The sequence below is a fragment of the Nocardiopsis sp. FIRDI 009 genome (genome assembly GCF_003386285.1).
Lineage (GTDB): Bacteria > Actinomycetota > Actinomycetes > Streptosporangiales > Streptosporangiaceae > Nocardiopsis.
In genome coordinates this window covers 131,899-152,471 of record NZ_QPNC01000015.1, presented here as the reverse complement: position 1 = coordinate 152,471, position 20,573 = coordinate 131,899, and the positions used below count along the sequence as shown (strand labels likewise).

Sequence of the window (20,573 nt, the reverse complement as noted above, 5' to 3'; positions counted from 1 at the left end):
CGACGAATGGCATGCTGACTTGTCGTCGTATCCCACCAAAACGGGCCGTACGTCGCCTCCTTTTCACGTCCGCTCTTCCGGGCGGTCACACGCGGGGGTGATGATGTGCACGCCCACAAGGCCGACAAACCGCGAACATCCCCTGAAACCCCCACACACCGGAATACGGAGAAGGCGTGTCCCCAACCCCTTCCAGAACGCCGTCCGGACGCGCGCTCGCGTCGACCTCCGCCACGGTGGCCCTGATCCTGACCGCCACCCTGGCCACGGCCGCCCCCGCCGCCGCCGAGCCCACCACCCCCGTCATCAGCGAGGTCTACGGCGGTGGCGGCAACAGCGGAGCCGAGCTGCGCCACGACTTCGTCGAACTGGGCAACCCCACCGACGCCGCCGTCACGCTCGACGGCTGGAGCGTGCAGTACCTCCCCGCCACGCCGAGCTCCGGCACCCGCGTCCAGGTCACCGACCTGGGCGGCGCCGTCGGGGCCGGGGAGCACTACCTCGTCCGCCTGGGACAGGGGGCGGGCGGCAGCGTCGACCTGCCCACCCCCGACGCCGCCGGCGGCACCGCCATGTCCGCGCGCTCGGGCGCGGTCCTCCTCGTCCAAGGCACCGACCCGGTCACCTGCCGCACCGCCGCCGAGTGCGCGGCGGAGGAGGGGGTCGTCGACATCGTCGGTTACGGCGACGCCGTCGTCTTCGAGGGCTCCCCCGCCGCCCGGCTGAGCAACACCACCTCCGCAGCCCGCGACGACGCCTTCACCGACACCGGGAACAACGCCGCCGACCTCACCGCCGGCGCGCCCACCCCCACCAACGCGGCCGGGGAGACCCCGGGCGACGGCGGCGGGGACACCGACCCGGTCGAACCCGGCGACCTGCGCGTCCACGACGTCCAGGGCACCACCCGCACCTCTCCGTACGAGGGGCGGACGGTCAGCGGCGTCCCGGGCGTGGTCACCGCCGTCAACCGCTTCGGCTCCGCGCGGGGCTTCTGGTTCCAGGACCCCGAGGGCGACGGCGACCCGCGCACCAGCGAGGCGCTCTTCGTCTTCACCGGCTCCACCACCCCCGACGTGGCCGTCGGCGACGAGGTCCTGGTCGCAGGACGTGTCACCGAGTACCGGCCCGGGAGCGACCTGCACACCATCACCCAGCTCAGCGGAGCTGACTGGACCACCGTCTCGTCCGGCGCCGACCTGCCCGGGTCGGTCCGGCTCGACGCCGACGCGGTCCCCGACGCCTACGCCCCCGACCACGGCGGCGACATCTCCGACCTCGACCTGCGCCCGGACACCTACGCGCTCGACTTCTGGGCCGCCCACGAGCACATGCTCGTCCGGGTGGAGGACGCCCCCGTCATCGACGCGACCGACCCCTACTCGGCGCTGTGGGTGACCACCGACCCCGACGGCCGGGAGGCCACCGTCAACGGCGGGACGCTCTACGACTCCTACGACGATCCCAACGCGGGCCGGATCAAGATCGAGTCGCTGCTGGACCGCGACACCCACCCCTTCCCCCGGGCCAACGTGGGCGACACGCTCACGGGCGTCACCGAGGGACCGCTCTACTACAGCCGGTTCGGCGGCTTCCTCATCCGCGCCACCACGCTGGGCGAGATCGTCCGGGGCGACCTGGAGCGCGTGCCCGCCCGTGAGGCCGCGCCCTACGAGAACACCATCGCCACCTACAACGTCGAGAACCTCGACGGCGCCGACGACCAGGCCAAGTTCGACGAACTCGCCCGGGGCATCGTCGACTACCTGGGCTCCCCGGACATCATCGGGCTGGAGGAGATCCAGGACGACAACGGCCCCGTCGACGACGGCACGGTCGACGCCGACCTCACGCTCCGGCGCCTGACGCGCGCCATCCACGAACAGGGCGGACCGCGCTACGCCTGGCGTCAGATCAGCCCCGAGGACGGCCGGGACGGCGGCCAGCCGGGCGGCAACATCCGCAACGTCTTCCTCTTCGACCCCCGGCACGTCCGCTTCGTCGACGCCGGGGAACCCGACGCCACCGCCGACACCGAGGTCCTGGAGGGGCCGCGCGGACCCGAGCTCAGCGTCTCCCCGGGCCGCATCGCCCCCGAGGACGAGGCGTGGGAGTCCAGCCGCAAGCCGCTCGTGGGCCACTTCCGCGTGCGCGGGCGGGACCTGTTCGTGGTGACCAACCACTTCAACTCCAAGGGCGGGGACCATTCCCTGCACGGGGTCGTCCAGCCGCCCGAGCGGTCCAGCGAGGTCCAGCGCAACGCGCAGGCCAGGCTGGTCAGGGAGTTCACCGACGAGCTGTTCGCCGTGGACCCGGACGCCAACGTCGTGGTCATGGGCGACCTGAACGACTTCCCGTTCTCGCCGACCCTGGACATCCTCACCGGGGACGGGCCGCTCACCAACCCGATGTCGGACCTGCCGGAGAACGAGCGGTACAACTACGTCTTCGACGGCAACTCGCAGGCGCTCGACCACATCCTGTTCAACGACGCGCTGGCGGGCCGGATGGACTACGAGATCGTGCGGATCAACTCCGAGTTCCACGACCAGGTCAGCGACCACGACCCGCAGGTGCTGTACTTCGACATCCGCGGGGGACGCCGGTAACGGCGGCGGGGCGCTCCCGCGCCGCCCGGCCACCGGGGGAGGAACCGCCGCGGTTCCTCCCCCGGTTCCGTGTCCCGGGGCGCCCGGAGCGCGTCCGACCGGCGCCTATCCTGGGGGCGTCCGCGAAGCGGCGGGCAGACCTCGACCTGAGGGAAGCGAGAGATGAACGTACTCCTCACCGGCGGCGCCGGATACATCGGCACCCACACCGCCGTCGAACTGCTCGACGCCGGACACGACGTGGTGGTCCTCGACTCCCTGGTGAACAGCCACGAGGAGGCCCTGCGGCGGGTCGAGCGGATCACCGGCCGCGCCGCCGCCTTCCACCGGGGCGACTGCACCGACCCGGCCGCCCTCCGCCGCGTCCTGGGCGAACACGACATCGACGCCGTCATCCACCTCGCCGGGCTCAAGGCCGTCGGCGAGTCCGTCGAGCAGCCGCTGCGCTACTACCGCAACAACCTGGACGCCCTGCTCACCCTGGCCGAGGCGATGGACGAACACGGCGTCCGCGACCTGGTCTTCAGCTCCTCCGCCACGGTCTACGGCGCCCCCGAGCGGACCCCGATCCCCGAGGACGGCGCGCTCAGCGTCACCAACCCCTACGGCGCCACCAAGCTCTTCGCCGAACAGGTCCTGCGCGACCTGGCCGCCGCCGACACCCGCTGGCGGATCGTCGCGCTGCGGTACTTCAACCCCGTCGGCGCGCACCCCAGCGGCCTGATCGGGGAGGACCCCCAGGGCGTGCCCAACAACCTGTTCCCCTACATCGCGCAGGTCGCCGCCGGGCGGCGCGAACGCCTCCGGGTCTTCGGCGACGACTACGACACCCCCGACGGCACCGGGGTCCGCGACTACCTGCACGTCGTGGACCTGGCACGCGGCCACCTCGCCGCCCTCGCCCACCTCGCCGACGCTCCGGGGTGGCGGACGTACAACCTGGGCACCGGGCACGGGACGTCGGTCCTGGAGAGCGTCCGCGCCTTCGAGCGGGCGACCGGGGTCACGATCCCGTACGAGGTGGTCGGCCGCCGCCCGGGCGACATCGCCGTGTGCTACGCCGACCCGTCGGCCGCCGCGCGCGACCTGGACTGGAAGGCCGTGCGCACGGTCGAGGACGCGTGCGCCGACGCCTGGCGCTGGCAGTCCGCCAACCCGGGGGGCTTCGCGGGCTGAGGTGTGCTCTTCGCGCGCTCGTCGCCCCGCATCGGGGCTCGGGGCGTGGGGAACGGGGATCCTTCATCCTCGGCGGCGCCTGTCGCTCGTTCCCCGCTGGCGGTTTGCCTCGTCTTGCAGGACCCCGTACGCCCCTCGCTGCGCCGCCGTGTGGGGGAGCACACCCGGTCGGAGCTTCCCACCAAGCCGAACGCGCGGAACACGCCCTAGACTGGGCGTATATCCCTGTACTTCTGCGGAAGGTCCTCCGTCGTGTCCGTTGGTGCTGAGAGCACGTTCGACACCGTCCTCGTCGTGGACTTCGGCGCGCAGTACGCGCAGCTGATCGCACGGCGTGTGCGGGAATGCCACGTGCACAGCGAGATCGTGCCCTCGACCATGCCGGTCGAGGAGATGCTCGCGAAGAACCCCAAGGCCATCATCCTGTCCGGTGGCCCCTCCTCGGTCTACGCGGAGGGCGCCCCCCACGTGGGCGCCGAACTCTTCGAGACCGGGGTGCCCACCTTCGGCATCTGCTACGGCTTCCAGGCCATGACCCGCGCCCTGGGCGGCACGGTCGACCGCACCGACCTGAGCGAGTTCGGTCGCACCGAGCTGTCCGCCACGACGGACTCCCTCCTCTTCGAGGGCCTGCCCGAGGACCTCCTGGTGTGGATGTCGCACGGTGACTCCGTCGTCCGCGCCCCCGAGGGGTTCCGGACCACCGCGAGCACCGCCGGAGCCCCGGTCGCCGCCTTCGAGGACACCGAGCGCCGCCTGTTCGGCGTGCAGTTCCACCCCGAGGTCATGCACACCGAGCACGGCCAGGACGTCCTGCGCCGGTTCCTGTACGAGGGCGCGGGCTGCCGCCCCACCTGGACGATGGTCAACATCGTCGAGGAGCAGCTGGAGCGCATCCGCGAGGAGATCGGCGACAAGCGCGTCATCTGCGCGCTGAGCGGCGGCGTGGACTCCGCCGTGGCCGGGGCGCTGGTGCAGCGTGCCGTCGGCGACCAGCTCACCTGTGTGTTCGTCGACCACGGCCTGCTGCGCAAGGGCGAGGCCGAGCAGGTCGAGAAGGACTTCGTCGCGGTCACCGGCGCGAGTCTGAAGGTCGTCGACGCCGAGGAGCGGTTCCTGTCGGCGCTGTCCGGGGTCACCGACCCGGAGGAGAAGCGCAAGATCATCGGCCGCGAGTTCATCCGGGTCTTCGAGCAGGCCGCGCGCGAGGTCGTCGCCGAGTCGGGTGAGCACGGCGCCGAGGTCGAGTTCCTCGTCCAGGGCACGCTCTACCCGGACGTCGTCGAGTCCGGCGGCGGTACCGGCACCGCGAACATCAAGTCGCACCACAACGTCGGCGGACTGCCCGAGGACCTCCAGTTCACCCTGGTCGAACCGCTGCGCGAGCTGTTCAAGGACGAGGTGCGCAAGGTCGGCGAGGAGTTGGGCCTGCCCTCCGAGATGGTGTGGCGCCAGCCGTTCCCGGGCCCCGGCCTCGGCATCCGGATCATCGGCGAGGTGACCCGCGAGCGCCTGGAGGTCCTGCGCGAGGCCGACGCGATCGCCCGCGAGGAGTTCACCCGCGCCGGGCTGGACCGCGACATCTGGCAGTGCCCGGTCGTGCTCCTGGCCGACGTCCGCTCGGTCGGCGTCCAGGGCGACGGCCGCACCTACGGCCACCCCGTGGTGCTGCGCCCGGTCAGCAGCGAGGACGCGATGACCGCCGACTGGTCGCGAGTGCCCTACGACGTCCTCGCCCGCATCTCCAACCGGATCACCAACGAGGTGCGCGAGATCAACCGCGTGACGCTGGACGTGACCAGCAAGCCCCCGGGCACCATCGAGTGGGAGTAGGGGCGCCCCGTTCCCGGGCCTCCGAACCCGCTCCGGGGCCGGGCGGGGGGCCGTGACGAGCACGGCGGGCCCGGTGGGCGCTGCGTCAGCGCCCGCCGGGCCCGCCCGCGTCAGACCGCGGTGCGGCTCCGCCGTGCAGGGGCGGTGGCGGAATTCTCCCGAACGCCTGTTTCGGTTCGGATTGCGGGAATTCCTCGACCGGAATTCTCCGTCAGCAGGTCACGCGGTAGCTGGGACTGGTCTTGGTGATCTTGTTGCTGTACCGGAAGACGGAACGGTAGTTGTGGTTTCCGGAACCGGAGCAGCTGGCCGAGATCGTCTGGCTGGAGGGGCTCATGGAAGAGCTCGTCATGTCGGTCCACCCCCACCACCGGTGGCGCTGGAGGACGAACCTCCACTGGCCTCCGTAATTGCACCCGGAGTAGGATGCCTTGATGTTGCTGCCGGACTTGTAGGGTTGGCGCGGGCCCGAACAGGCGGCGGCCGCGGCCAGCGTCTCCCACTCCTCCTCCGTCAGCTGGACCTCCACGACCTCCTGGGTCTGCGCGGGCTGCTGCACGGGCGGGGCGCTCTCCGCGCTGGCGGAGCTCGCCGCGGAGATCTGGATGACGGTCGCCGCCATGCAGGCGGCCGCCACCGCGGCGACACCACGGCCCAGTTTATTAAGAATACTCACGATGATTAACCCTTTCGTTATTCATCGGTGAGTATTTCGTTCCTCCGGGTTTCCGTCAAGGGTTAAATTGGCCGCACCTGGCCATAGGTGAATTGATCAAAGGTTTATTCATGTTTGTAATAGATGGGCGAAAAACCCTTTGATCAGCGGATCTTCATTCTGGTATGGAAAGGCTGGTGTCCCGGTCCGGGGGCGTCAGTCCACCAGGTGTTCGAGGGAGATCGGCGTGCGGTCCAGGCCGGCCCGGTGCGTCAGCTGCACGGTGGTCGGCCGCTCGTCCTCCCCGATGAGGAACGCCAGCTCGCCGCCGACGGTGGCGCCGGGCGGGATCCCCGCCTCGTCCCACAGGCTGACCGTGTCCCTCTCCAGAAGCGTCGGGCGCTCCGCCTGGTAGGGGCCGCCGCCCCCGTCCTCGACCAGCAGGAACTGCTGGTCGAAGAGGAAGTGCAGCCTCGTGTCGCTGAGGTTGGTCATCCGCAACCGCACGAAGCAGTACCGTCCCCCGACCACCTCCGACCTGGGGCGGTACTCCTCGGGCGTCCGGTTGCAGTCGACGCCCTCGACCTCGTACTCGGCCACGTTGTCGGCGGACCGGACCGGACCGTCGCCGGGAAGGACGTCCCCGGGGGTCCCCTCCCTGTCCTCGGCGTCCTCCGACTTGTCCTCGTCCTCGGGTGCGGGCTGCTGGACGCCGGACTGCTCCTGGTCGGAGCCGCCGCCCTCGTCGGCGTCCGCCCACGGCGGGCTGCCGTCCACCACGGACAGCACGGTCAGCAGGACGGCGACCGCGATGAGGACGGCGGCCAGGGCCGCCGCCACGCCCAGGACGAGCCCCCTGCGCCGGTTGGGCGCGGCGGGCTGGTGCGGGGGCGGCGGGACCGGCGGGACGTAGGGCTGCGGTCCGGGGCGCGACCCCTGCTGCTCGGCGGACGGCGCCATCGGGATCGGGCCGGTCGAGGCCGGGTGCTGTTGTGCGGGCGCGGGGTGGCGCCGTGCGTTCTGGTTCGCCTGGGGCGGACCGGACGGGCGTGCCCCGGCGGGGTGGGCGGCCGGGGGCGGCGCCTGCGGCCGGGGGAAGTTGCCGGTCTGGTGGGCCGGGGGCGGCTGCACCTGACCGGCCTGGTAGGGAGCGGGCGGAGGGTGCGGGGGCCGTACGCCCGTCATGGTCTGCTGGGCGGGGCGCATCCCCGGCTGCGGGCCGCCGGGCGGCATGGGGGGCAGGTTCGGCCGCCACGACTGGTGCAGGGCGTGGGAGACCATGTCGTTCGGGTTGGTGTTGTCCTCGCCGCCGGCGAGCTCCAGGAGCAGGTCCTGGGCGGTCGGGCGGCGGCCCGGCTCCTTGGCCAGGGCGCGCAGGACGAGCCGGTCCAGCGGGCTGTCCAGGTTCCCGATCTGCGGTTCGGCGAAGAGCACGCGCTTGCCCAGCGTCATGGCGTCGCCGTTGCCGAACGGGTGGGTGCCGTTGCCCGCGAAGGCCACCAGACAGCCCCAGGCGAAGATGTCCGCCGCGGTGGTGACCTGTTCCTCCAGCAGCTGTTCGGGCGCCATCCAGCCGGGGCTGCCCATGACGATGCCGGTCTGGGTGTGGTTGGTCGCGGTGTTCATCGCCCGGGCGATGCCGAAGTCGATCACCCGGGGACCGGAGAGCGACAGCAGCACGTTCGCGGGCTTGAGGTCGCGGTGGACGAGCCCGGTGCGGTGGATGGCCGCCAGCGCCGCGGCCACGCCCAGGGCGAACCCGTGCAGGGTCGAGGAGTCCAGCGGCCCGTGCTCGGCGATGTGCTCGGCCAGCGCGGTCCCGGCGATGTACTCGGTGACCATGTAGGGGCGGTTCTCGAACGTCCCGTGGTCGAGGACCTTGGCCGTGCAGAAGGAGGCGACCTTGCGGGCGTTCTCCATCTCGTCGCGGAACCGCGCCCGCGTCGCCTCGTCGAAGGCGAGCTCCGGGCGGATGACCTTGATCGCTACCTGGTTGTTCCGCTCCGGGGCACTGCCCAGGTAGACGGTGCCCATGCCGCCGCTACCCAGCTTCCCGGACAGCACGTAGGGACCGATGGTGGCCGGATCTCCGGCTGCCAGCGGTTCCAGGTTCTTCGGGAGCCCATCCGACGGCAAGCGACCCTCCCCGACGGTGTCCAAACTCCGCCTCGCCCCAAGGTAGCGGTGTTTGTGCCCTGATTCCCACCCGCGCGACGTCTCGGGTCGTTCGGGGGAAGGGCGGTATCTGACATGACAGTGATGACTGATCCCCGACCGGCGCCCCCGGTTCGCGCCGACGGGTGTGATCCCGCCGGAGCCGGGCGTGAGACACACCGGTTCCCCGCCCGGGGCATGTGTTCACGCAAGGTAGGGGGTTCCTTTACGATTGGGGACTCGTGACCGTTAGTACCACCGTAACCGTGCGGGTCCCCGCGAAGGTGAACCTCCAGTTGGCGGTGGGACCCAGACGTGAGGACGGGTTCCACGCCCTCGTCAACGTGTTCCACGCCGTCTCGTTGTTCGACGAGGTTACCGTCAAGGAGGCCCCTCCGCGTCAGGAGTCCGGACTCGCGACGCTCACGGCATCCGGTGGGACGCGCGTGGACCTGGCCGGGGTTCCGCTCGACGGCACGAATCTCGCCGCGCGTGCCGCCGCCCTCCTGGCCGAGGAGACCGGCAAGGGGTCCCCCGTCGAGATCCACCTCGACAAGCGGATCCCGGTGGCCGGGGGCATGGCGGGCGGCAGCGCCGACGCGGCGGCGGCCCTGGTGGCCTGCGACCGGCTCTGGGGCTGCGGCCTGCCCCAGTCGGACCTGGTGGACCTGGCCGCCCGCCTCGGCAGCGACGTCCCCTTTCCGCTGATGGGCGGCACCGCCGTGGGGACGGGTCGGGGCGAGGTCCTGGAGCCCATGACGGCGCCCGGACGGTACCGGTGGGTGTTCGCGCTCTCGTCGCGGGGGCTGTCCACGGCCCGGGTGTTCGCCGAGTACGACCGGTTGCGGCCCGACGCGCCGGCGCCGCTCCCCTCGCCCGCGATGGCGGAGGCGCTCGTGGCGGGGGACGCCGCGTCGCTGGGCGCCGCGCTCACCAACGACCTGGAGCGGGCCGCGCTGTCGCTGCGGCCGGACCTGGCCCGCGTTCTGGCGGCGGGCCGGGAGGCGGGCGCGCTGGGCGCCCTGGTGTCCGGCTCCGGTCCGACGTGCGCGTTCCTGGTGGGGGACGAGGGTTCCCCGGGGGTGCGCGGGGTCGAGTCCGAGGTGGTGCGCGCCCTGGAGGCCGCCGGCGCGGACGCGTGCGTTCCCGCCGGGTCGGGGGACGTCCCCGGAGCGGCCGTAGTGTGAGGCAAGTCACATAACAATCCGCTGTCCGGAGCCGTGTCCCGCCATTGACCTCAACCTTTGTTGAGGTCAAAGACTGGGGCGCATGACGACCACAGCCGCTCTCTCGCGCTACGCCGACCTGCCCGCGCTCATCGGTCTCATGGAGGGCGACGAGAAGCACGAGGGCGCCGCCCACTCCACCCTCGACGTCCTGTGGGTGCTCTACGACCGCGTCCTGACCGTCACCCCCAAGACCGCCGGGCACCCCGCCCGGGACCGCTTCCTGCTGTCCAAGGGGCACGGGCCGGCCTCCTTCTACGCCGTCCTCGCGGCCAAGGGCTTCCTCGACGTGCCCACGCTGCGCGGCTGGCGGGCGTTCGACTCACCACTGGGACACCATCCCGACCGCGTCCTGGTTCCCGGAGCCGAGATCGGCAGCGGTTCGCTCGGCCACGGGCTGCCGATCGCCCTGGGCACCGCCCTCGGACTGCGCGGCCGGGACGTGCGCCGGGCCGACGGCACGGCGCCCCGGACGGTCGTGCTCGTCGGCGACGGAGAACTCGACGAGGGCAGCAACCACGAGGCGATCGCCGTGGCCGGGCGGCTGCGGGTCGAGGGGCTCACCGCCGTGGTGGTGGACAACCGGTCCAGCGCCCACGGTTGGCCGGAGGGGATCGGCACCAGGTTCGAGACCGAGGGCTGGATCTCCCGCGAGGTCGACGGACACGACCACGACGCCCTGTACACCGCCCTCACCGCGCCCCACCCGGGCCGCCCGCTGTCCGTCGTCGCCCGCGTCCGCCCCAAGTCCTAGGAGGACCCCCATGCGTGAAACCTTCGTCGCGACCGTCAACGCCGCCCTCGACGAGGACCCCCGCACCGCCGTCGTCCTCGCCGAGATCTCCGTCGCCGGGTTCCGTCGGGCCGCCGCCCGGCATCCGGGCCGCGTGATCAACGTCGGCATCCGCGAACAGGCCATGATCGGCGTGGCGGGCGGCCTCGCCCTGGCCGGTATGCGCCCGATCGCGCACAGCTACGCGCCCTTCCTCGTGGAACGCCCGTTCGAGCAGATCAAACTGGACTTCGGCCACCAGGGGACCGGGGCGGTGCTGGTGAGCATCGGCGGCTCCTACGACGCCGCGGCCGAGGGGCGCACCCACCAGGCCCCCGGCGACGTGGCCCTCCTGGACACCCTCCCGGGGTGGACCGTGTACGTACCCGGCCACCCTGACGAGGTCCGCGACGCGCTCAGGGCGGCGATCCCCGGGGACGACCGGGTGTACGTGCGGCTGTCCGGAACCGCCAACCGGTCGCCGCGGCCCCTGTCGGGCGGGTTGACCGTCCTGCGCACCGGGTCGCCCCGCTCGGCGGGGGTGGTCCTGGCGGTCGGCCCCATGCTCGACCGGGTCCTGGCGGCCACCGCCGGGCTGGACGTCACCGTCGCCTACACCGCCACCGTGCGGCCCTTCGACCGTGCGGGGTTGAGCGCGCTGGTCGGCGCGGCGGGCAACGCGGACGTGCTGGTGGTCGAGCCCTACCTGAGCGGCACCTCGGCCCACGAGGTCTCCGCCGCCCTCGCCGACCGCCGCCACCGCCAGCTGGGCCTGGGGGTGGCGCGCGACGCGGAGTTGCGCGCCTACGGGACCCCGGCACAGCACGCGCGCGCCCACGGCCTCGACACCGAGGGCATCGCGAAGGCCGCCAGGGAGTTCTTCCTCGTGTGAGGCCCCGCGGCCCGGCCCGGCGTCCGGCGTGGTGGGACGCCGGGCCGTACCCTCGCCGACGCGTCCGGACGGACGCCGGAGGTCAGCGGGACGGCGGAACGCCGGTGAGGAGCGTGCCGGGAGGGAACGCGGAGGTGCGGCACAGGGGCTCCCCCACGCAGTGGGCGCACTCCGCCAGGCAGGGGTGGTTGATCCGGTAGCGGCCCCTGCCGACGTCGTCCCCCTCGTCCGGGACGTGCACCGCTCGGACCTTCCCGTCCGGTTCGGCGAGGAGGAGGCGTGAGGGCAGCCCCGTGTCGTCGGCCGTCCAGCACCGCACCGCCAGCTCCCGCGCGACGAGCGCGCAGAACCGCCACTCGGGCATCCCGGGGTCGGCGTGCGTGACCGAGCGGTCGATCCCGCTCACCCCCAGCTCCGGGGCCGCCCAGTGCTCCAGGAAGCCGTACCCCCCGGGGCCGACGGCATGGCGGCCAGTTCCTCCGGCGTGTGCACCGACGTGCGCAGATGTCGGGCGCAGATCCGGCGGGCCGCCTCCGGCCGCTCGACGACGACGCCGTACGTTCCCGCGGTCACGGGGCCGACGGTACCGGAGCCCGGGAACAGGCCGGGGGCGGCGGGGGTTGTTGGTTGCGGGCCGGAGGCCGGCCCCGTCCCGCGGGTCCGTCACAGGGCCTAGTGTGGGCCGTCGGGGTGTCCCGGTGAGCCGCGCGCACCGTGCCGGGGTCGGCACGACGTCGTCGCGCGCCCCCGGCCGACCGCGGGCGGCGAGGCCGCGCCACGGGCCCCGAAGCAGTGTTCCCGCGCTACGAGAGGAAGTCAGACCAGGTGAGCATCAATGCGCTAGGGGTGGACGGCCGTTGACGAATCTGGTCAATCTCCAGGACGTGTCCCTGGCCTACGGGCCGCTCGTACTCCTCGACAAGGTGTCCCTCGGCGTGGACGAGGGTGAACGCATCGGCGTCGTCGGCCGCAACGGCGGCGGCAAGTCCACGCTGATCTCGGTGCTGTCCGGGCGCACCGAACCCGACTCCGGCCGGGTCGTGCACAACCGTGGTCTGCGGATCGGGTACCTGCACCAGCAGGACGACTTCCCCGACACCACGGTCGGCGCCTTCGTCCTGGGCGACCGGGCCGAGCACGAGTGGGCCGGTGACGCCCGCATCCGCGACATCCTGCGCGGCCTGCTCGGCGGCTGGGACCTGGACACCGACATGTCCGGGCTGTCCGGCGGCGAGCGCCGCCGGTCCGCGCTGGCGCGTCTGCTCGTGGACGACCACGACCTCATCGTCCTCGACGAGCCCACCAACCACCTGGACATCGAGGGGATCGCCTGGCTCGCCCAGCACCTCAGCGGCCGTCCGGAGTCGCTCGTGGTCGTCACCCACGACCGCTGGTTCCTGGACGCGGTCACCACCCGGACCTGGGAGGTCGGGAGCGGCGCGGTCGAGCGCTACGAGGGGGGCTACGCCGCCTACGTGCTCGCCAAGGCCGAACGCGAACGCCTGGCCGCGGCCGCCGAGGAGCGCCGCCAGAACCTCATGCGCAAGGAGCTGGCCTGGCTGCGCAGGGGCGCTCCGGCGCGCACCTCCAAGCCCAAGTTCCGCGTCGAGGCGGCCAACCAGCTCATCGCCGACGTCCCGCCGGTCCGCGACACCGTCGAACTCGTCCGGTTCGCCAGCTCCCGGCTCGGCAAGACCGTCGTCGACCTCAAGAACGTGTCGGTCTCCGTGCCCGACCGCGTCCTGCTGGACGACCTGACCTGGCAGCTCGGCCCCGGCGACCGGGTCGGCCTGGTCGGCGTCAACGGCGCGGGCAAGTCGACCCTGCTCCGGATCCTCGGCGGCGAACGCGCCCCCGACTCCGGGTCGGTGCGCACCGGCAAGACCGTCCGGCTCGCCCACCTGTCCCAGAACATCGCCGAGCTCGACCCCCAGGCGCGCCCGCTCCAGGCCGTCATGGACGTGCGCGAACACGTCACCATCGGCAAGCGCGACTACACCGCCAGCCAGATGCTGGAGCGCTTCGGCTTCCGGGGCGAGCGCCAGTGGACCCCGATCGGCGACCTGTCCGGCGGTGAGCGGCGCCGCCTGCAGCTGCTGCGCCTGCTCATGGACGAGCCCAACGTCCTCCTGCTGGACGAGCCCACCAACGACCTGGACATCGAGACCCTCACCGAGCTGGAGGACCTCCTCGACGGCTGGCCCGGCTCCCTGGTGCTGGTCAGCCATGACCGGTACTTCCTGGAGCGGATCACCGACCGCGTGCTGGCCCTCATGGGCGACGGCACCCTCGCCTTCCTGCCCGGCGGCGTCGACGAGTACCTGGAGCGCCGCGCCGCCACCGCGGAGCGGCCCTCCGTTCCGGGCGCCGCCCCGCGGGGGGCCGACGCCCCGAAGGAGGAGCCCGCGGTCTCCCCGGCCGAGCGGCGCGCCGCCCAGAAGGAGATGCAGCGCGTCGAGCGGCGGATGGACCGCATCGCCAGGCGCGAGGCCGAACTGCACGAGCTGATGGCCGCCGCGGCCGAGGACTACACCCGCCTGGCCGAACTGGACGCCGAGGCCAAGGCCCTGGCGGCCGAGCGCGACGAGCTGGAGGAGTCCTGGCTGGAACAGGCCGAGCTGGTCGGCGACTGACGGCGGGACGCGCGTCGGGTGCACGGGGCGGGGCGCGCGGCCCCGCCCCGGGGCGTCAGTCGACCACCTCGCCGAAGGCGGCGGCGATCTCCTGGGCGCCCGCCCGGTTGGTGTGGATGTCCGGCCCGCGCTCGACGTCGCACATCCAGGTCAGGTCGCAGATCCGCTGCACGTTGGTCGGCATGCCGGTCGCGCTGTCGGCCGGGACGCCGAAGTCCGCGGACTCGAAGACCGCCTCCACGTCGGCGACGTCGATCCCGGCGGCGTCGTAGGCGGCGCGCAGGGACCCGTTCATCCGCTCCAGGACGTCGCTGGCGTACCCGACCAGGTCGTCCTCCGGGGCGGCCGCGCCGTCGTCGTCCTCCAGCAGCAGGGCGGCCAGGAAGGGGTTGTAGTAGGTCATCGCGATGATCTGGGTGTCCGGCCCCGCCGCGGCGCGCAGGCGGTCGGCTATCTCGGGGACCTCGGTCTCGATCCGCTCCAGCCCGTCGTCCACGCAGGCCGTGTCGATCGCGGGACCCTCCGGGGCCTCCAGGTCGCTCACGCACCCGGTGAAGTTGTTGCCCCCGATGGTGAGGGTGACCAGTTCGACGTCCCCCCGGTTCTCGGTGAGGAACTCCTCGGCGGCCTCCAACTGGGACCGGCCCCCGTACCTGTCGTCGCAGCGGGGGACGCCGCCCGAGACGAAGGTGGTGGTGTCCTCGCCGCCGCAGCCCATCCGCTCGTGGCTCAGCGTCGAGTCCGCGTCGTACAGGTCCCGGTACAGCACGTCGGTGTAGCCGTCGGGGGTCTCCTCGGGTGTGCCGTCCTCGCCGGGCTGCACCCCCACCGTCAGGGAGTCCCCCAGGGACAGGTAGTAACGCTGCCCGACTGCCGTGTCCTCGTCCCCGCCACCGCCGCAGCCGGTGGCGACCAGGGCCGCCGCGGCCGTCGCGGCGATCCAGCCGAATCTCACTGTCGCTCTCTCCAACCCATGCCTGGAATGTGGTTCGCGCCCAGACAGCGGTCTCCCGGTGAGAGACGGATACCGCCCGGTGGCTAGCCTTGCGGACCGGAGGGTTCCCTGTCGAGGGGCGCGAGCAGGCTTCTCAGTAACGATGCGAGCCGCGCCCGGTCCTCGTCGGGCATGGGTTCCAGGAGCGACTCCTCGTACCGCACGAGCGAGGCCAGGGCGGCGTCGATGCGCTCGGCGCCCCTCTCCGTGAGGCGGACCAGCACGCCGCGTTTGTCCGCGGGGTCGGGTCTGCGGCGGACCAGGCCCGCGGCGGCCAGCCGGTCGACCCGGTTGGTCATGGTCCCGGAGGTCACCAGGGTGGCGCGGAGCAGGCGCCCGGGGCTGAGTTCGTAGGGCGGTCCGGAACGGCGCAGTTCGGCGAGGACGTCGAACTCCCACGGCTCCAGGGAGTGCTCGGTGAAGACGGTGCGCCGGGCACGGTCCAGGTGGCGTGCGAGCCGGGAGACCCGGCTGAACACCTCCAGCGGCGTCACGTCCACGTCCGGGCGCTCGGCACGCCACGCCTCGATCAGCCCATCCACCTCATCGCGCATGGGACCAGCATATCTCTTGACATCAAGATAGTGGGCGGGTAAAGGCCCGCCACCGCGCGGCGGTCGCGGCGCGGTGGCGGGTGCTCCTCGGCGTGGCGCCCTCGCCGTGCGGCGGGTCGGCCCGGTCAGCCCGAGCGGCTTCCGCGCGTGTGCAGCCCCGGCCTGGGCTCCAGCCGCGCGAGCCCGTTCCAGGCCAGGTTGACCAGGTGCGCCGCGACCACCTCGCGCTTGGGCCTGCGCACCTCCAGCCACCACTGGCCGGTCAGGGCCCACATGCCCACCAGCGCCTGCGCGTACATGGGTGCGAGCGCCGGGTCGTAACCGCGTTCGGCGAACTCGTCGACCATGATGTGCTCGACCTGGCTGGCGATGTCGTTGATCAGGCTGGCGAAGCTGCCCGTGCCGGAGGCCACGTGCGAGTCCCGGGTCAGCACCCGGAAGCCCACGGTGTTCTCCTCGACGTAGCGCAGCAGCGCCAGCGCCGCCCGCTCGATCTTGTCGCGGGCGTGGTCGGCGGTGAGGGCGTCGCCCATCATGTCCAGGAGGGTGCGCATCTCCCGGTCGACGACGACCGCGTAGATGCCCTCCTTGCCGCCGAAGTGCTCGTAGACCACGGGCTTGGACACACCAGCCCGTGCGGCGATCTCCTCGACGGAGGTCGCGTCGAACCCGCGCTCGGCGAACAGCTCCCGGCCGATCTCCACAAGCTGTTGCCGACGTTCCTTGCCCGTCATGCGCTTGCGTCGCGCGCGGGTCCCCTGCTGGCTGTCGGCTGCTCCCATGATGGCTACTGATCCTAGAGGCTGACCCGCTTGGCGGCGAGCCGTTCCGGGTTCGGCCAGCGGACCTTGGTCGCCCAGCCGAACCGCTCGAAGGCCCAGATGATCCGGGCGGAGATGTCGATCTGCCCCTTGAGCACACCGTGGCGGGCGCACGTGGGGTCGGCGTGGTGCAGGTTGTGCCACGACTCGCCGAAGGACGGGATGGCCAGCCACCACACGTTGCGGGAGCGGTCGCGGACCTCGAAGTTCTCCTCGCCGATGGTGTGGCAGATGGAGTTGATCGACCAGGTGACGTGGTGCAGCAGGGCGACGCGCACCAGGCTCCCCCAGAAGAACGCGGTGGCCGCGCCCCACCAGGACATGGTGACCAGGCCGCCGATGAGGGCCGGGGCGCCCAGCGAGAGGACGACGATCGGGATGAAGAGCCTGTCGACGAGGACGACGTCCCTGTCCTTGAGCAGGTCGGGGGCGAAGCGGCGGGGCGAGGTCTTCTTCTCGTCCAGGTACATCCACGCCATGTGGGCGTAGTACAGGCCCTTGGCCACGGACTTCCAGTCGTCGCCGAAGCGCCACGGGGAGTGCGGGTCGCCCTCGGCGTCGGCGTACTTGTGGTGGCGGCGGTGGTCGGCCACCCACTTGATGACACTGCCCTCGATCGCCATGCTGCCCGCGACCGCCAGCGCGACGCGCAGGGGGCGGTTGGCCCGGAACGAGCCGTGCGTGAAGTGGCGGTGGAAGCCGACCGTGATGCCCAGGCCGCTGACCACGTAGAAGACCCCGGCGATGGCGATGTCGACGAGGGAGAGCCCCCAGCCCCAGAAGAACGGAACGGTGGCCAGCAGGGCGATCAGCGGGATGAACACGAAGGCGAAGACGGTGTAGCGCTCGGCTTTGCCGCGCGGCTCCGGTTCGTACTCGGGGATCGCCTCGCGTTTGGGCGGTACGGCGATCGGCGCCTCGGGTGCTGCGGTCATGTCTCCACACCTCGTCAGAGAAGTCGTGTCGAGGTCAGGACGGCGTTCGCAGGGCACGGAGCACCCGGGCCGACGGCCCAACCTATTCCTACGTAACCGTAACCTACGAACCCGTAGGTTTGGCAAGCCCCCCGACGGAGGCGCTATGTTGGTGCCGAGCGTCTGGGTGTGCAGGGATCGCGCCCGGTGCGTTCCCGGATGATGTAATCGGCAGCATGTGGGGTTTTGGTCCCCATCGTCCAGGTTCGAGCCCTGGTCCGGGAGCAATCGCCTCCGCCGCCGCCCCGCCGTCGTGAATGGGGACGCGGCTCCTCGGCCGCGGCCGTGCTCCGTGAGCCTCGTCTCACACGTCCGCCACGCGACCCGCCCCGGCGGCGCGTGCGCACGGATCCCGCAGCTCGCCGCGGCACACCCCCGCGAGACGGCTGTGACGCGCATGTATCCTTCCCATGTCGGCCGCTGGATCATCCGACGGCCGCCCGTGCGGCACGCGGGTCGGGTCGCCGAGGGGTGAGCCGACAGTTCAACCGCCAGCTATTCACGAGGGGTCTCCTCCAGTGAGCGTGAGCCGCCCGGCTGCCGTCATCGTCCTCGCGGCGGGCGAGGGCACCCGAATGAAGTCCAAACTTCCCAAGGTCCTCCACGAGATCAGCGGCCGCAGCATGCTCGGACACGTGCTCGCCGCCGCCCGCGACCTCACTCCCGAGCACACCGTGGTCGTCGTCGGCCACGCGCGCGAGCGGGTCGCCGAGCACCTGGAGCAGGTCGCCCCGGACGCCACCACCGCCGTCCAGGAGGAGCAGAACGGCACCGGGCACGCCGTGCGCATGGCGGTCGAGGACCTCGCGGCCCGAGGCGTCACGCTCATCGGCACCGTGGTCCTCACCTGCGGGGACACGCCCCTGCTGCGCGGATCGACCCTCGCCGAGCTGGTCGCCGCGCACGAGAAGGAGGGCAACGCCGTCACCGCGCTCTCCGCGCGCGTCCCCGACCCCCACGGATACGGGCGCATCGTCCGCGACGCCGACGGCGCGTTCACGGGGATCGTCGAACACGCCGACGCCACCCCCGAGCAGCGCGGGATCGACGAGATCAACTCCGGCATGTACGCCTTCGACGGAGCCCTGCTGGCCACCGTCGTCCAGCGCCTGTCCACGGACAACGCCAAGGGCGAGGAGTACATCACCGACGCCGTCGCCCTGCTGCGCGGGGACGGCCACCGGGTCGGCGCCTGGACCGCCGGGGACTGGCACGAGGTCCAGGGCGTCAACGACCGGGTGCAGCTGTCCGAGGCGCGCCGCATCCTCAACCGACGCCTGCTGGAGGAGCACATGCGCTCCGGGGTGACGGTCGTCGACCCCGCCACCACCTGGCTCGACGTCCAGGTCCGGGTCGGCCGCGACGCCGTGCTGGAGCCGAACACCCGGCTGCGCGGCGCGACCGTCGTCGGCGAGGACGCCGTGGTCGGTCCCGGCGCGACGCTGACGGACACGGTCGTCGGCGAGGGCGCGTCGGTGCGCGAGACCACCGCGGACCGGGCCGAGATCGGCTCCGGGGCCGACGTCGGCCCCTACACCTACCTCCGGCCGGGCACCCGCCTGGCCGAGCGGACCAAGGCCGGTGCCTTCGTCGAGGTCAAGAACTCGACCGTCGGCGCCGGTTCCAAGGTCCCGCACCTGACCTACGTCGGGGACGCCGACATCGGCGAGGGCAGCAACATCGGCTGCTCCACCGTGTTCGTCAACTACGACGGGGTCAACAAGTCCCGGAGCACCATCGGCGACCACGTGCGCATCGGCAGCGACAACACCATCGTCGCGCCCGTGAACGTGGGCGACGGCGCCTACTCCGGGGCCGGGGCCGTGGTCCGGGACGACGTTCCGCCGGGTGCGCTGGCGGTCTCCGAGGGGCACCGCCAGCGCAACGTCGAGGGGTGGACCCAGCGCAAGCGCCCCGGCACCGCCTCCGCGGAGGCCGCGGAGCGTGCCGGGCGTCGCAGAACAGACAATTCCGATCAGCAGTGACCGTGGGGGAGAAGTACGTGAGCGGGATGAAGGCCACCGGGCAGAAACAGCTGATGCTCTTCTCGGGGCGGACCCACCCCGAACTGGCCCAGGAGGTGGCGAAGGAGTTGGGGATCGACGTGGTCCCCACCCGGTTCGACACCTTCGCCAACAGTGAGATCTTCGTCCGCTACCTCGAGTCCGTCCGTGGCTGTGACGCGTTCGTCCTCCAGTGCCACTCGGCTCCGGTCAACGAGTCGATCATGGAACAGCTGATCATGGTGGACGCGCTCAAGCGCGCGTCCGCCAAGCGGATCACCGTGGTCACGCCGTTCCTCGGGTACGCCCGTCAGGACAAGAAGCACCGGGGCCGCGAGCCCATCTCGGCCCGGCTGATGACGGACCTGTTCCGCACGGCGGGCGCCAACCGCATGATGGCCGTCGACCTGCACACCGACCAGATCCAGGGCTTCTTCGACGGTCCGGTGGACCACCTGTTCGCCCTGCCGATCCTGGCCGACTACGTGGGCGACAAGGTCGAGACCAACGACATCACCGTGGTCTCGCCGGACGCGGGCCGCGTCCGCACCGCCGACCGCTGGGCCGACCGCCTCGGCGCCCCGCTGGCGATCATCCACAAGCGCCGTGACCCGGACGTCGCCAACCAGGTGAGGGTCCACGAGGTCGTCGGTCAGGTCGAGGGCCGCACGTGCGTGCTGGTCGACGACATGATCGACACCGGCGGCACCATCGTGAAGGCATCCGAGGCGCTGTTCGAGAACGGCGCGGAGAAGGTCATCGTGGCCGCCACGCACGGTGTGCTGTCCGGCCCGGCGGCCGAGCGCCTCCAGAACTCGCGGATCTCCGAGGTGATCATCACCAACTCCCTGCCGGTCCCGGAGGAGCGCTCGTTCGACAAGCTCACCCAGCTGTCGATCGCGCCGCTGATCGCCCGCGCCATCAGCGAGGTGTTCACCGACGGTTCGGTGACGAGCCTGTTCGAGTAGGACCGCCGCCCGGGGCCGCGTCGTGCGAGGGGCGGGACACCCGTGACGGAGGGGCCTTCGGCTCCGCCCGTCGTCCGTCCCGCCGCCCAGCGGCGTGCTCCGGTCCCGGCCGTCGTCCGGGACCACTGGCCTTCCCCGGCTCCCATGCTGGCGGGCACCCGTGAATGCCGGGTGTCCGGCAGCGGGCCGTGTACGGAGTCGTCGGTGAAGCCAGTAGACTTGGCCGAGTGTCCCCGTGCCCAGGCGGAGCCCCTTCGGCTGCGCAGGATCGCGCGGGCAGGGGTGCGCGACGAGTGTTCCCGGGCCGGG

The 20,573-nt window shown here is 72.0% G+C and carries 17 protein-coding genes; 9 read left to right on the top strand and 8 right to left on the bottom strand.

The genetic code is table 11. The features are described from left to right. The first annotated feature begins 176 nt into the window (after positions 1-176). From DVR05_RS12595 to guaA, 3 genes are all read left to right on the top strand, one after another. Positions 177-2,609, top strand: coding sequence for an endonuclease/exonuclease/phosphatase family protein (locus DVR05_RS12595; protein WP_116246051.1), 2,433 nt, complete (start codon positions 177-179; stop codon positions 2,607-2,609). A gap of 162 nt (positions 2,610-2,771) precedes the next feature. Beyond that, entirely contained in the window at positions 2,772-3,785 is a 1,014-nt protein-coding gene (gene galE, locus DVR05_RS12590; protein ID WP_116246050.1) for a UDP-glucose 4-epimerase GalE, read from the top strand. A gap of 252 nt (positions 3,786-4,037) precedes the next feature. After that, positions 4,038-5,618: a glutamine-hydrolyzing GMP synthase gene (guaA, locus tag DVR05_RS12585; RefSeq protein WP_116246049.1), complete on the top strand. Its 1,581-nt coding sequence runs from the start codon at positions 4,038-4,040 to the stop codon at positions 5,616-5,618. 211 nt (positions 5,619-5,829) lie between these two features. Here the strand turns inward: guaA and DVR05_RS12580 are convergent, their stop codons facing one another. Continuing rightward, positions 5,830-6,294, bottom strand: coding sequence for a hypothetical protein (locus tag DVR05_RS12580; RefSeq protein ID WP_157982432.1), 465 nt, complete (start codon positions 6,292-6,294; stop codon positions 5,830-5,832). A gap of 195 nt (positions 6,295-6,489) precedes the next feature. After that, a complete protein-coding gene (locus DVR05_RS12575) occupies positions 6,490-8,409 on the bottom strand; it encodes a serine/threonine-protein kinase (protein WP_116246047.1) in 1,920 nt (639 codons plus the stop codon). A gap of 260 nt (positions 8,410-8,669) precedes the next feature. Here DVR05_RS12575 and DVR05_RS12570 point away from each other — a divergent pair, with 260 nt between their 5' ends. From DVR05_RS12570 to DVR05_RS12560, 3 genes are all read left to right on the top strand, one after another. Further along, positions 8,670-9,614: a 4-(cytidine 5'-diphospho)-2-C-methyl-D-erythritol kinase gene (locus tag DVR05_RS12570; protein ID WP_116246046.1), complete on the top strand. Its 945-nt coding sequence runs from the start codon at positions 8,670-8,672 to the stop codon at positions 9,612-9,614. 82 nt (positions 9,615-9,696) lie between these two features. Further along, positions 9,697-10,407, top strand: coding sequence for a thiamine pyrophosphate-dependent enzyme (locus tag DVR05_RS12565; RefSeq protein WP_116246045.1), 711 nt, complete (start codon positions 9,697-9,699; stop codon positions 10,405-10,407). A gap of 10 nt (positions 10,408-10,417) precedes the next feature. Then, positions 10,418-11,317 (top strand): transketolase family protein, encoded by a 900-nt coding sequence (locus DVR05_RS12560; protein ID WP_116246044.1) that lies wholly within the window; start codon positions 10,418-10,420, stop codon positions 11,315-11,317. Positions 11,318-11,399: 82 nt separating this feature from the next. Here DVR05_RS12560 and DVR05_RS12555 read toward each other — a convergent pair whose 3' ends face one another. Both DVR05_RS12555 and DVR05_RS26590 read right to left on the bottom strand, forming a co-directional pair. Further along, positions 11,400-11,723: a hypothetical protein gene (locus DVR05_RS12555; protein WP_116246043.1), complete on the bottom strand. Its 324-nt coding sequence runs from the start codon at positions 11,721-11,723 to the stop codon at positions 11,400-11,402. Beyond that, positions 11,720-11,890 (bottom strand): hypothetical protein, encoded by a 171-nt coding sequence (locus DVR05_RS26590; RefSeq protein ID WP_157982431.1) that lies wholly within the window; start codon positions 11,888-11,890, stop codon positions 11,720-11,722. Before DVR05_RS26590 ends, DVR05_RS12555 begins: the two co-directional genes overlap by 4 nt. A 284-nt stretch (positions 11,891-12,174) precedes the next feature. Between DVR05_RS26590 and DVR05_RS12550 the strand changes: the two genes are divergently transcribed. After that, positions 12,175-13,950, top strand: a complete 1,776-nt coding sequence (locus tag DVR05_RS12550; RefSeq protein ID WP_116246042.1) for an ABC-F family ATP-binding cassette domain-containing protein — start codon at positions 12,175-12,177, stop codon at positions 13,948-13,950. Between the two features lie 55 nt (positions 13,951-14,005). Here the strand turns inward: DVR05_RS12550 and DVR05_RS12545 are convergent, their stop codons facing one another. From DVR05_RS12545 to DVR05_RS12530, 4 genes are all read right to left on the bottom strand, one after another. Next, entirely contained in the window at positions 14,006-14,905 is a 900-nt protein-coding gene (locus tag DVR05_RS12545; protein WP_116246041.1) for a GDSL-type esterase/lipase family protein, read from the bottom strand. An 83-nt stretch (positions 14,906-14,988) separates the two neighbouring features. Continuing rightward, on the bottom strand, positions 14,989-15,498 hold the full coding sequence (locus DVR05_RS12540) for a MarR family winged helix-turn-helix transcriptional regulator (RefSeq protein WP_116246040.1): 510 nt from the start codon (positions 15,496-15,498) through the stop codon (positions 14,989-14,991). Positions 15,499-15,623: 125 nt separating this feature from the next. Continuing rightward, entirely contained in the window at positions 15,624-16,280 is a 657-nt protein-coding gene (locus tag DVR05_RS12535) for a TetR/AcrR family transcriptional regulator (protein ID WP_198659153.1), read from the bottom strand. Between the two features lie 14 nt (positions 16,281-16,294). Further along, entirely contained in the window at positions 16,295-17,254 is a 960-nt protein-coding gene (locus tag DVR05_RS12530; RefSeq protein ID WP_116246038.1) for an acyl-CoA desaturase, read from the bottom strand. 557 nt (positions 17,255-17,811) lie between these two features. Here DVR05_RS12530 and glmU point away from each other — a divergent pair. Both glmU and DVR05_RS12520 read left to right on the top strand, forming a co-directional pair. Further along, positions 17,812-19,278, top strand: a complete 1,467-nt coding sequence (gene glmU / locus DVR05_RS12525; protein WP_116246037.1) for a bifunctional UDP-N-acetylglucosamine diphosphorylase/glucosamine-1-phosphate N-acetyltransferase GlmU — start codon at positions 17,812-17,814, stop codon at positions 19,276-19,278. Between the two features lie 17 nt (positions 19,279-19,295). Then, complete coding sequence (locus tag DVR05_RS12520) at positions 19,296-20,264, top strand: ribose-phosphate diphosphokinase (RefSeq protein ID WP_116246257.1); 969 nt, start codon at positions 19,296-19,298, stop codon at positions 20,262-20,264. Positions 20,265-20,573 lie beyond the last annotated feature (309 nt).

What these genes read in the sequence shown, in the direction of transcription:
- galE (WP_116246050.1), top strand. Translation starts at nt 2,772, where the DNA reads ATGAACGTACTCCTCACCGGCGGCGCCGGATACATCGGCACCCACACC.
- DVR05_RS12565 (WP_116246045.1), top strand. Translation starts at nt 9,697, where the DNA reads ATGACGACCACAGCCGCTCTCTCGCGCTACGCCGACCTGCCCGCGCTC.
- DVR05_RS12560 (WP_116246044.1), top strand. Translation starts at nt 10,418, where the DNA reads ATGCGTGAAACCTTCGTCGCGACCGTCAACGCCGCCCTCGACGAGGAC.
- DVR05_RS12540 (WP_116246040.1), bottom strand. Translation starts at nt 15,498, where the DNA reads ATGCGCGATGAGGTGGATGGGCTGATCGAGGCGTGGCGTGCCGAGCGC.
- DVR05_RS12535 (WP_198659153.1), bottom strand. Translation starts at nt 16,280, where the DNA reads ATGGGAGCAGCCGACAGCCAGCAGGGGACCCGCGCGCGACGCAAGCGC.
- DVR05_RS12530 (WP_116246038.1), bottom strand. Translation starts at nt 17,254, where the DNA reads ATGACCGCAGCACCCGAGGCGCCGATCGCCGTACCGCCCAAACGCGAG.